General features: G+C 36.9%; 8 protein-coding genes. 6 read left to right on the top strand and 2 right to left on the bottom strand.

Annotated elements, in window-relative coordinates; genetic code table 11:
* Positions 1 to 247 precede the first annotated feature (247 nt).
* Together ACTTKP_RS08955 and ACTTKP_RS08950 are read left to right on the top strand one after the other, a co-directional pair.
* Positions 248 to 1,282, top strand: coding sequence for a 3-deoxy-7-phosphoheptulonate synthase (locus ACTTKP_RS08955; RefSeq protein ID WP_442553558.1), 1,035 nt, complete (start codon positions 248 to 250; stop codon positions 1,280 to 1,282).
* A gap of 98 nt (positions 1,283 to 1,380) precedes the next feature.
* Positions 1,381 to 2,499: an FAD:protein FMN transferase gene (locus ACTTKP_RS08950; RefSeq protein WP_442553557.1), complete on the top strand. Its 1,119-nt coding sequence runs from the start codon at positions 1,381 to 1,383 to the stop codon at positions 2,497 to 2,499.
* Between the two features lie 22 nt (positions 2,500 to 2,521).
* On the opposite strand, the gene ACTTKP_RS08945 is transcribed toward ACTTKP_RS08950, so the two are convergent.
* Positions 2,522 to 4,576: a leucine-rich repeat domain-containing protein gene (locus ACTTKP_RS08945; RefSeq protein ID WP_442553556.1), complete on the bottom strand. Its 2,055-nt coding sequence runs from the start codon at positions 4,574 to 4,576 to the stop codon at positions 2,522 to 2,524.
* 115 nt (positions 4,577 to 4,691) lie between these two features.
* Here ACTTKP_RS08945 and ACTTKP_RS08940 point away from each other — a divergent pair, with 115 nt between their 5' ends.
* The 4 genes from ACTTKP_RS08940 to tig all read left to right on the top strand — a co-directional run bounded on the left by ACTTKP_RS08940 (position 4,692) and on the right by tig (position 10,848).
* On the top strand, positions 4,692 to 4,931 hold the full coding sequence (locus tag ACTTKP_RS08940) for a hypothetical protein (RefSeq protein ID WP_023353659.1): 240 nt from the start codon (positions 4,692 to 4,694) through the stop codon (positions 4,929 to 4,931).
* A gap of 39 nt (positions 4,932 to 4,970) precedes the next feature.
* Positions 4,971 to 6,287 (top strand): glucose-6-phosphate isomerase, encoded by a 1,317-nt coding sequence (locus ACTTKP_RS08935; protein ID WP_442553555.1) that lies wholly within the window; start codon positions 4,971 to 4,973, stop codon positions 6,285 to 6,287.
* A 330-nt stretch (positions 6,288 to 6,617) separates the two neighbouring features.
* Positions 6,618 to 9,191: a heavy metal translocating P-type ATPase gene (locus tag ACTTKP_RS08930; RefSeq protein ID WP_442553554.1), complete on the top strand. Its 2,574-nt coding sequence runs from the start codon at positions 6,618 to 6,620 to the stop codon at positions 9,189 to 9,191.
* Between the two features lie 520 nt (positions 9,192 to 9,711).
* Positions 9,712 to 10,848 carry a trigger factor gene (tig, locus tag ACTTKP_RS08925; protein ID WP_442553553.1) on the top strand — a complete coding sequence of 379 codons (1,137 nt, stop codon included), beginning with the start codon at positions 9,712 to 9,714 and terminating at the stop codon, positions 10,846 to 10,848.
* 170 nt (positions 10,849 to 11,018) lie between these two features.
* On the opposite strand, the gene ACTTKP_RS08920 is transcribed toward tig, so the two are convergent.
* The coding region (locus ACTTKP_RS08920; protein WP_442553552.1) for a LacI family DNA-binding transcriptional regulator at positions 11,019 to 11,971 on the bottom strand (953 nt) is incomplete at its 5' end.

The raw sequence follows: 11,971 nt of genomic DNA, 5'->3' as shown, positions 1-11,971 counted from the left end.
AAGGATATTATAATATATTTTGAATTTTCAGACAATGACAAAGTGCACAAAGTTTGGAAAGTTTAATGTACAGAATAGACAAAATTTGTGCAACACTGATACATATACACTGTTCTAATTTTTAATTTATTGTAAGACTTGAAAATATTACATTTTACAGGTTATAATAAACTGACATTAGGTGTGGATAATTGGGTGTATTATCTTTTGATACCCTAATATTTAAGAATAAAGGCAGGAAAAAGCTATGGAGATGAATATGAATTTTAAAAGAAAATTGCCGGTGCCAAAGGAACTTAAGGCTGAGTATCCTATTACCGAAGAAATGAGTGAAATAGTTAAAAAGAGAGATAAGGCTGTCAGTGATATAATTACCGGAGAAGATGACAGAATGCTCCTTGTAATAGGACCTTGCTCTGCAGACCATGAAGATCCTGTTATAGATTATATTTCAAGACTTGCAAAAGTACAGGAAAAGGTAAGAGATAAGATCTTTATTGTGCCGAGAATATACACCAATAAGCCAAGAACTGTAGGGACAGGTTACAAGGGGATGCTCCATCAGCCGGATCCTGAAAAAGGTGAGGATATGCTTAAGGGGGTAATTGCAATCAGAAATCTCCATATAAGGGCTATCAATGAAACCGGTTTTACCTGTGCGGATGAGATGCTCTATCCTGAAAACCACAGATATCTGTCAGATATACTTAATTATGTGGCAATTGGTGCAAGGTCGGTAGAAAATCAAGGGCATAGGCTCACTGCTTCCGGTATAGAAGGGGCAGTAGGCATGAAGAATCCAACCGGTGGCGACCTTACTGTAATGATGAATTCTGTAGTTGCAGCCCAGAGTGCCCATACCTTCCTTTATAGAGGCTGGGAAGTAGAGTCTACAGGCAACCCTCTTGCCCATACCATACTTCGTGGTGCGGTGGATAAATATGGAAGAAATATTCCAAACTACCATTATGAGGATTTGCAGGAGGTAATCAGGCTTTATGCTGAACGGAATCTTGCCAATCCTGCTATTGTGGTAGATACCAACCACGCTAACTCAGGTAAGCAGTTTATGGAGCAGATTCGTATAAGTAAGGATGTACTACACAGCAGAAATGTGTCCGGGGATATAAAGAAGATAGTAAAGGGACTTATGATAGAAAGTTATATTGAAGATGGCTGTCAGAAAGAAAATGAGCACATATACGGTAAATCAATTACAGATCCTTGCCTTGGTTGGGAAAAAACTGAAAAACTTATTTATGATTTAGCTGATATGTGGTAAATAATTTGGGAACAAGTATAAAAGTGTAAAATCCTTTGTGAGCTTGCTGCAAAGGATTTTTGTGACTGATGTAAAATTTATTATACTGGAGTTTTAAAATGAATAAAGTATTTAAAAAAATTATCTGTTTCTCAATATTTACTCTAACAGTAGCATTTTCTGCCTCTTGCAGCAAGTCTGATACAGGTATGGGAAAAAGTGATAATATTGTAGTAGGTAGCCAAGGAACAGGCAGTGAAAAGCTAAGTGCTGCTTCTGACAGCGAAAGAGAGGAAGCCTCTGAAAGTGAACTCTTTGCTTTAGATACAGTAATTACACTTAAAGTTTATGGTAGAAGGAGAAATGAAGTATTAAAAAAGCTTGAAAACAGAATAAACGAGTTGGATGAACTGCTTAGTACAGGAAAAGAAACCAGTGAAGTAAGTATATTAAATAAAAGTGGTAAAGCAGTACTTTCTAAAACCGGTACAGAGCTTATGAAAAGGTCCTTGGAACTTAATAGAAAGACAGACGGTCTTTTTGATATAACCATCTACCCTCTTATGGAGCTATGGGGATTTACGAGTAAGAATTATAAAGTGCCTTCAGATAAGGAAATAAAAGAGAAGCTAAAAAATGTCGGCTCGGATAAGATTATTTTTGATGAACCTACAGGAGAGATTTCCTTTAAGAATGAAGGGATGAAGATAGATTTTGGTGGTATAGGAAAGGGTTATATTACAGACGAACTTGTTAAAGTTTTAACAGAAGAAGGTGTGGAATCTGCTATCATAAATCTTGGCGGAAATGTATTTGGATTTAATAAAAAACCGGATGGTTCTCTTTGGAATGTGGCAATAAGAGATCCTAATCAGATTGAAGAATATATGCTTGCAATAAGAATTGAAAATAGTGCAGTTATTACATCAGGCGGTTATGAGAGATATTTTGAAGAAAATGGAGTCAGGTATCATCATATTTTAGACCCAAGGAGCGGGAGGCCGAGTGATAGCGGACTTAAGTCTGTGAGTATAGTAAGCAGGGATGGAACGCTTGCTGATACACTATCAACCAGCCTCTTCATTATGGGGGAGGATGGGGCGATAAAATATTGGAAAGAAAATGGGAGCAATTTTGATATAATTCTCTTTACCAATGATAATAGGCTTTTAGTGAGTGAAGGAATAAAAGATCAAGTTGTGACTGACAGGTATGATGTCCGGACAATAAACAGGTAAAAGTTGAAGCTTAAATATAGCCTTATTCATTTACCTGGATCTTTTTAGGTAGTAAATCTAAATTTACAATTTGTCCCTTATCACAAGTTAAACTTTTCAATTTCTTTAATTCTAAAAGCTTAGATATGTCAGTGACATAATTGTCGGAGATGTTTAAAACCTCCAAATCAGGTGTTTTGCTTACAAATTCCAAATCTTGAATATGAGAATGTGAAACATTTAGTTTCTTTAATTTAGGGAAACAGGATAGGAATTTGTTAGCATAAACTCCTAATTTTTCTACAGTTCCGCTATCGGTATCGAGATTATAAATCTCAGCCCCACCGGTATCAAGCTCTTTTAGAACACTGTTCTTTTTTAATCTTTTTATGGATAGATTTATGTAGCTTGAGCCTGTATCATAAGGTTGGATTTGCAGTTTTGTAACCTGAGGCAGTGAAAATATATCTGTATAATCACCATAGTGTGCAAGGCAGTCATAGCCAAATACGAGAGTTCTAAGCTTTGGAAGTTTTGATAAGCATTGTGCCATATCCTCTTTTTGTGCCCAGTTATAGCCTTGAAGTTCGACTTCTGTAAGTTCTTTAAGTCCCAATAGAGGTTTAAAGGAATAATAGTCTGAGGTTTCGTAGATGAACAGTTTTTTTATGGACTTAAGACCGGAAATTATGTCTAAATGTCCGGATTCTATTTTTACATTGCTTAGAGCAGTAAGTTTATTAAGCTTTGGATATTTAAGGTCAAAATTCCAAATATAGGCTATGTCAAGAGATTTTAAGCTGGTTAAGGTAGCTAAGGCACTTACATCCGATAAATCATGACAGCCATCAAGAGATAACTCTGTAAGGGAGACGGAGTTCTTAAGTCCGTTTAGACTTATAATAGGGCAGTCTTCTATAGAAAGACTCTTTAAGTTTGGCATATTTTTAACAAAGTCAAGAGTCTTCAAATCTTTTACATCATCAAAAGCAATTTCTTCAAGTTGTGGCATTCCGGAAAATACATTAAAATGCTCGAACTTGGTATCAAAACCATTTATGCTAAGTGTTCTTAATTTGGTAAGAGCAGAAAGTCCTGCCAAATCCCAAGTTTCGCCTGAAGAAAAACTAAGGCTGAGTTTTTCAAGGTCAGGGAAGGATGAGAGAAAGGTTAAATCCTTAGCGAATTTTTTATTTATATTTCTAGGACTTAAGGTTTTTAATTTGGTAAACTTCTTTAGCTCAGTCAGATATTCTTCATCATCTACATAGGTACTTCCAAGTCCGTAGATGTTTTCCATGTCATAGAATAGAGGAAGGCGTTTAAGGGATTCGCCTGATGAACCTGTATAATAATGAAGGTTTTTAAGATTGCCAAAATCTACAGCATCGTATTGAACGACCGGATTTATATCAGATTCATTGCTAAAATCTAATGATTCCAAACCTGTAAATACCTGAATATCCTCTGCTATAATCGTTTCCGTACCTTTGATTGTTATGGTATCAGGTTTGACTGGAGTACCATATTCACCTGTTTTTTTGGCATAAGTAAATAGCCAGGGAGTGTCGGCAGTTTTAGATGAAATGCTTTTAACCGGCTGTCTGCGTATTTTTAAATATTTAATAGAGGCATATTCAGCATTTGTAATCTCAGACAGAGGTTTTTTAAAAACAATTTCTACAAACTCCTTTACGGCTTTGCTTTCAGGAACAGTGCGATATTCGTAAGCAGATTCAGGAGTTAAGACTTCACTTGGCATCATAGAGCCTATGTCATAAATTATATTATGTTGAGATAAAATAGAAGTGAAGATAGCTATAACAGTGCTAATAAATATAAATATAAATACGATAAATATAACCATTCTTAATGCAGCAGTGATATTTTTTGGGCTTTCATCCTTCGGTGCTGTATTTTTACCGGTATTGCCGATATGAACTTCTTTAATGTTGATTGTTTGGTTTATATTAGGCTGTTCTTCTTCGAGGAAAAATTTAGTTCCACAAAATGGGCAGACGGTAAAACCGCCCCTTTCTTCTTTTTTTATGTCTAATGTTCCCTGACAGTGTGGGCATTTCAAACTTATTAATTTCATTTTAATCTTCCTTCCCTATTTTTAGTTTCAATAGTTATTATAAACCTATCTTGACAAATCCTCAATAAGGTATGATAATCTAAGCAGTATATTATATTTCATAGGAGGAAATATTATGAAGATTACAAATATCAATAATATCGAAAAGTTCTTCCAGTTAGTTGATAAATGCAGTGGCAAGGTGGAGCTGGTAACAAATGAGGGAGACCGTCTCAACCTTAAGTCTAAGCTTTCGCAGTATGTTTCCCTTGCTAATATCTTTTCATCAGGCACAATACCTGAAATGGAAATAGTAGCTTATGAACCGGAGGATACAAAGAAACTCATTGAATTTATGATGAATGATAACGGCTGATTAATTTTATAAGCAAATAAAAAATAAGGAGAATTTACAGTGAATACAATAGGATTTTGTTATAAAAATGCAGAGAAATTTATAGGTAAACACGAAATAGAGAGTATTAAGCCAGCTGTTTTAGATGCAGCTAAACGTCTTACAGAAAAAAATGGTGACGGAAAGGACTTCCTTGGCTGGATAGACCTTCCTGTAAACTATGACAAAGAAGAATTTGCTAGGATAAAGAAGGCAGCGGAAAAGATTAAGAGTGATTCCGATATCCTCTTTGTAATCGGTATCGGTGGTTCTTACCTTGGAGCAAGGGCTGCAATCGACTTTATAAAGCATAGTTTTTACAATGATTTATCTAAAGAACAGCGTAAAGCACCACAGATTTATTATGTGGGCAACAGCATGAGCGGTGCCTATATAGAAGAGCTTATTGACCTTATCGGTGACAAGGATTTCTCTGTAAATGTAATTTCCAAATCAGGTACAACTACAGAAGCTGCGGTTGCATTCAGAGTATTCAGAGAACTTACTGAAAAGAAATACGGTAAGGAGGGTGCGGCTAAGAGGATTTATTCTACTACAGATAAGGCTCGTGGAGCACTTAAGACACTTTCAGACGAAGAGGGTTATGAGTGCTTTGTAATTCCTGATGATGTAGGTGGTCGTTTCTCAGTGCTTACAGCAGTAGGACTTCTTCCTATAGCAGCAAGTGGTGCTGATATAGATAAGCTTATGGAAGGTGCTGCACATTTTAGAGAGACCTGCTTAAACAAAGACTATGCAGAGAATCCTGCACTTCTTTATGCAGCAGTTAGAAATATTCTTTATAGAAAAGGCAAGAATGTTGAAATCCTTGCTAACTATGAGCCGAGTCTGCACTTTGTTTCAGAGTGGTGGAAGCAGCTCTACGGAGAGAGTGAGGGTAAGGATCAGAAGGGTATCTTCCCTGCCTCAGTTGACCTCACTACAGACCTTCATTCTATGGGACAGTTCATTCAGGACGGTTCAAGGCTTATGTTTGAAACTGTACTTAAGGTAGAGAAGCCTAGAAGAGATTTTACACTTAAGAGTGCAGATAACGATATAGACTGTCTTAACTATCTTTCAGGAAAGACCATGGATTATGTAAATAAGTGTGCTATGGAAGGAACCATCGCAGCTCATGTAGAAGGAAATGTACCAAATCTCCTTATTGAAATACCTGAGCAGACTGAGTTCCATCTTGGTGAGCTTTTCTACTTCTTTGAGTTTGCAGTAGGTGTGAGCGGTTATATGCTTGGCATCAATCCGTTTGACCAGCCGGGTGTAGAGTTCTATAAGGCAAACATGTTCAGACTTCTTGGCAAGCCTGGTGCAAAATAAAATTTTAACTTTGGTTAAATCTATAAAAGATTTCCCTCCTTGACTTTTTAGTTAAGGAGGGTTAAAATTTATATAAATAAATTGTGTACAATGAAATTTTGTAGGCATATACATTTTCTAAAGGACAACTATAAATAAGGACATTTTTAATTTGTAGGAAATTACGCTAAAATTTCCTGTTAGATTAAAAATCTCTCTGAGGGATGCATAGCTTACAAGTGAAGTGTGTGAAAGCACGTGCTTTTTACACATTACCTCAGACTTGAAATATAATAAGTCTGGTTGATTTTGGGAAGATGATATGCTATCAATATAGAAAGCAGGTGGAAATTGAAAAAAGAAACCTATAATATAACAGGTATGTCCTGTGCAGCCTGCCAAGCGGCTGTAACGAGGGCTGTAGAAAAGCTTGAGGGCACAGATAATGTAAATGTCAATCTTATGCAAAATAAGATGACGGTGGAACTTTCTGATGGTCTTACAGATGAAATGATAATCAAAGCCGTAACAGATGCAGGCTATGGGGCAAATGTGCTTAAGAAAGAAAAGACAGCAGGCAAAGTTAATTCTACAGGCGTAGTAGAAGATTTTTCAGAAGAACTTAAAAAAAGAGCAGTAATTTCTTTTATATTTTTAATTCCTCTGATGTACTTTGGAATGGGTGGTATGTTTAATGCTCCGTTTCCGAGTACTTTTATGGGAGATGGAGGAAGACTTTTGCTGGCACTTACCCAGTTGCTTTTGGTTATTCCCATTATTTTTGCAGGAAGAAAATTTTTTATAAGCGGCATAAAACATCTTATTAAGAGAAGCCCTAATATGGATACCTTGATTGCAATCGGCTCAGGAGCTTCATTTTCCTATAGTTTGTATTCTCTATATTCACTGGCTTACTTTATATCCATAGGTGATATGAAGTCTTCTATGCCGTTTGGTATGAATCTTTACTTTGATTCGGCAGGAACCATACTTACTCTTATAACACTTGGCAAATATCTTGAGGCAAGAAGTAAGAAAAAGACTACCGAGGCTATAAGCAAGCTTGTAAATCTGATTCCTGATAAAGCTACGGTACTAAAAGACGGTGAAGAAATACAGGTTCCGGTATCAGAGGTAGAAACAGGAGATATAGTAGTTGTAAAGGCAGGAGAAACAGTACCGGTAGATGGAGTTATAGTAAGCGGCAACGGTGCTGTGGATGAGGCTATGGTTACAGGTGAGAGTATACCTGTGGAAAAGGTGGCAGAGGATAAGGTAATTGGTGGAACCATAAGCCGCTCAGGGTATTTTACCTTTAGGGCAACAAATGTAGGCGAAGATACTGCGCTTTACAAGATAATTTCACTTGTTGAAGAGGCTGCAGGCTCTAAAGCCCCTATTTCAAGACTTGCGGATAAGATAAGCGGAGTTTTTGTACCGGCTGTACTGGGAATTGCTTTTGTTACCTTTATAAGCTGGCTTATAATAAAGGGGGACTTCTCCTTTGCACTTAATATGGCTGTGGCAGTCCTTGTTATATCCTGTCCTTGTGCTCTAGGTCTTGCGACTCCTGCCGCAATAATGGCAGGTACCGGTAAGGGAGCGGAGAAGGGCATACTTATAAGAACAGCGGAAAGCCTTGAAGTGGCACATAAGATAGATACGGTTGTCTTAGATAAGACAGGAACAATTACTGAGGGTAAGCCAAAGGTTACGGATATATTTACCAATACTGTAAATGAAAAGGAGCTTATTTCTCTTGCGGCTGCACTTGAGAGTGCAAGCTCACACCCTCTTGCAAATGCAATTATAGAGTATGCTAAGGAGAAAAACATTGAAATAAAATGTGCTGAAAGTCTTGAAATGGTTGAAGGCAGGGGAATAGCCGGCAGAGTTGGAGAAGAAGTCATATTTGCAGGTAATGAAGCCTATATGAAGGAACTGGGTATAAATGAAAATATTTATTCAGGTACCGCAAAGAAGCTTCATGACTTAGGAAAGACAGTGCTTTACTTTGCAAAGGGTGAGGCAAAAAAAGAGCTGCTTGGAATAATAGCTGTAGCTGATGTGATAAAAGAAGGCAGCAGACAGGCGGTAAGTGAGCTTAATTTACTCGGTATAGATGTAGTTATGCTTACAGGTGATAATGAGCGTACAGCCCTTGCCATAGGAAAAGAAACCGGAGTAAACAGGGTGGTAGCCGGAGTTAAGCCTGCGGACAAAGAAGAACAGATAAGGCTATTGCAAGAAAATGGCAAAAAGGTTATGATGGTAGGTGACGGCATAAATGATGCCCCGGCACTTGCAAGGGCGGATATAGGCGTAGCCATAGGCACCGGAGCTGATGTGGCAGTGGATACAGCGGATATTATCCTTATGCACAGTGATTTAAGGGATGTGCCTTATGCTATAGAGCTAAGCGGTGAAGTAGTTAAAAAGATTAAAGAAAATCTGTTCTGGGCATTATTCTACAATGCTCTTTGTATACCGGTGGCAGCAGGTGTATTCTTTGCAGCCTTCGGGCTTAAACTTAATCCTATGATAGGTGCACTTGCGATGAGTTTTTCATCAGTATTTGTACTTAGTAACTCTCTTAGATTAAGGCTTTTTAAGCCTAAGTTTAAAACCGGGAAAGTGGGAGTGGCTGATAGTAAAGAGGTAGAAGTTGTAGCTGTAAATGTAGGGACAGATGAAAAAATTATAAAACAGGAGGTTGTTATGGAGAAGATTATTGATATTGAAGGAATGATGTGTATGCACTGTGTAAAGCATGTAACAGATGCTCTTAACAAAATAGACGGAGTAACTGCTGAGGTAAGTCTTGAAAATAAGAATGCGAAGGTAAGTCTTACTAAAGAAGTAGATGGCAGCCTGCTTAAAGAGGCTGTTGAGAAAGGCGGTTATACTGTAACAGCTATACATTAATAGTAATTTGATGTAGATGTCAAAAGATAGTAAATCCTTTTGCAAACCATAATCGAATTTTTATACTTTTGATGATTCAATTAATAACAGGGAAAATAAAAACGCTGCATGGTGTAAGATTGCAGCGTTTTAGCTTTGTGGTATAAATATTTAAAATAATGAAAATTATATAAAGATACAAGTGTCAAAAGTATAAAAATTCTGTGCAAGCTTGCTTGCAAAAGAATTTATTATCTTTTGACACGCAAAAAATATGAGTAAGTAGCCATTTTTTGCAAAAAAATGAGCGGATTACGAATATTTTTGCAAGGATTGCGAGAAGCGAAGCTGTAGCAATCCTGTATCAATGGGTGTCAAATACTTTTGACACCCACATCATATAAAATTAAAACACAAAGTATTCACAAAACTAAGCTTTAATTTTTTGTGAAAATATGATAGAATTGCAAAATGCGTTATAGTTTGGATTTTACCGTGTTATAAACGTATCACTTTTGGATGAAGAAAGGGAAATTAAATAATGAAAAAAAGAGTTTATTTAATGACAGCAATAGGTGCAGTGGTTGTAGCTTTGACAGCCTGTGGAGGAAATTCGGGAAATAATAAGAGCAGCAGTGTAAGTTCTGCATCGGGCTCTGCGGTGAGCAGTAAGACTGCCGGAACTGCTACAGGCTCAGCTATAGAATTTAATCCATCAGATTATATAGAAAAGCTTGCTGAATACAAAGGACTAGAGTACAGTAAAATGGATACTGAGGTTACAGATGCTGAGGTGGAGGAAAGAGTTAAGGCTTTTCTTAAAAATTATCCTGATAAAATTACAGACAGAGCAATTAAGAAAGGCGATACTGCAAATATTGATTATGTAGGAAAAAAAGACGGAGTAGCATTTGAGGGTGGTACTGCTAACGGGTTTGATTTAGGCATCGGTTCAGGTTCTTTTATTCCGGGTTTTGAAGAGGGTCTTGTAGGTAAGAAACCCGGAGAAACAGTTGACCTTAACCTTACTTTCCCAAAAGAGTATCATAGCGAAGAACTTAAAGGTAAGGCAGTGATTTTTACGGTTAAGATAAATTATATATTAGGAGATACCCCTAAAGAACTTACAGATGAGCTGGTTAAGGCTAATACTGAGTTTAAGACTGTTGCAGAATATAAGGCTGATATAAAAAATAGTATTGAGGAGGGTAAAAAAGAAGAGGCCGGTGAAGAAATCAAGCGTGAACTTATTGACAAGGTAGTGACAGAAACTGCAATTAAGGCATTGCCAAAGGATCTGGAAGATGAATTTGAAAGTCAGTTTAAGGATTATTGGAACAAACTTGCTGAAAGTAACGGTATTGAAATGAAAGATTTTATTAAAAATAATCTTAAGAGTACTGAGGAAGAATTTGAGCAAGTAGTTAAAAGACAGGCCTATGTTTCTGCAAGGAAGCTCGTTGTGGTAAGGGCAATTGCAGATGCAGAAAAAATAAATATTTCTGATGATGAATATAACAAAGAACTTAATAAGTATTATGAGAGTAGTGGAGCTAAACGAAGCATGGAACTTTCAGAATATGAGAAACAGGTAGGAAAAGAAAAACTTATAAACTTGCTTTTGCATGATAAAGTAGGTAAGTTCCTGATGGAAAATGGAAAAGAGATAAGTAAATAATTTTATTAAAGCCGTCTGACAAGATAATCTGCTGAGTTTGCCTATATGAGAGCTTGCTCTTAATATAGGCAACTAAAGCAGATTATTAACATGGTTAAATGTTGAATCAGACGGCTTTTTTAACAAAAAATGTTCTTAAAAGTCCTGTTCAATTACAATTTCTTAGAGGTTCATTGTTTAGCTGTTCGGCTTGCAAAGTCTGTAGAGCCTCTCAGTATTAATTCCGGGCGAAGGAGGTTACGGCTTATTGCCATGTTGTGTGTCATAATTGAGTTAAGAGCAAAGAACCCTGAGCGTCCGAGCAGGGATCTCTCCTGTCTGATGGTGGTTAGAGGAGGAGTTAAAAGCGAAGCAAGCGGAATATCATCAATTCCTATAACGCTTATATCCTTAGGTATGGACAGTCCCCGACTCATAAGCTCGGTATATACGCCTGAAGCTATTACATCATTTCCACATACTATGGCAGTAGTACCTTTCCTTAAAATATTATCTATATGGTCTTCTGCAACTCTTGCAACAAAGTAGGCGTAGATCGCAAGGTCAGGGTCTACGGTAAGTTTTCTTTTTTTCATACTTTGATAGAAACTTTCCATCCTCTGTTCGGTGATAAGAGAATTTTTTGAGCCGTTGAGGAAGGCTATTTTTTTATGTCCCAAATGTGAAAGGTGTGAAATTATCAGTTCCATTATTTCTGCACTGTCAGTGCCGATATAACAGGTATTGGGATTTTTAGGTATATAATTGTCAAAAAGTACGGTAGGAGTTGTTGTATTTTTAAAATCTTTAAGCCAAGGGTCTTCTAAGGCAAAACCCACACAAAATGAGCCTGCAAATCCGTTTTTTAACATAAAAGAATCATAGCGTTCATTTTCCTGAAAGACAGGAGAAATAGGGAGGAGAGCGACTTCGAAGCCTTCTTTAACTGCCTCCTGCTTAAATCCGGTTACAATGTCAAAACCAAACTGGCCTGAAGATTCATAATCCATATTTTCCATAAAAATACAGACCTTTTTTCCACTGCCTCCTAATTTTAGTTTATTGCTTTTGTAGCCCATAGAAATCGCAGTGTCAATGATTTTATGTTTAAGGGCATCACTGACATCAGGAGCATTGTTTAATC

Origin of the sequence: Catonella sp. (genome assembly GCF_052169795.1) — a bacterium.
Taxonomy (GTDB): domain Bacteria; phylum Bacillota; class Clostridia; order Lachnospirales; family Lachnospiraceae; genus Catonella.
This window is presented reverse-complemented; position numbering and strand designations above follow the sequence as displayed.

Coding starts and splice junctions, on each gene's coding strand:
- tig (WP_442553553.1), top strand. CDS start 9,712: ATGAAAAAAAGAGTTTATTTAATGACAGCAATAGGTGCAGTGGTTGTA.
- ACTTKP_RS08945 (WP_442553556.1), bottom strand. CDS start 4,576: ATGAAATTAATAAGTTTGAAATGCCCACACTGTCAGGGAACATTAGAC.
- ACTTKP_RS08955 (WP_442553558.1), top strand. CDS start 248: ATGGAGATGAATATGAATTTTAAAAGAAAATTGCCGGTGCCAAAGGAA.
- ACTTKP_RS08950 (WP_442553557.1), top strand. CDS start 1,381: ATGAATAAAGTATTTAAAAAAATTATCTGTTTCTCAATATTTACTCTA.
- ACTTKP_RS08940 (WP_023353659.1), top strand. CDS start 4,692: ATGAAGATTACAAATATCAATAATATCGAAAAGTTCTTCCAGTTAGTT.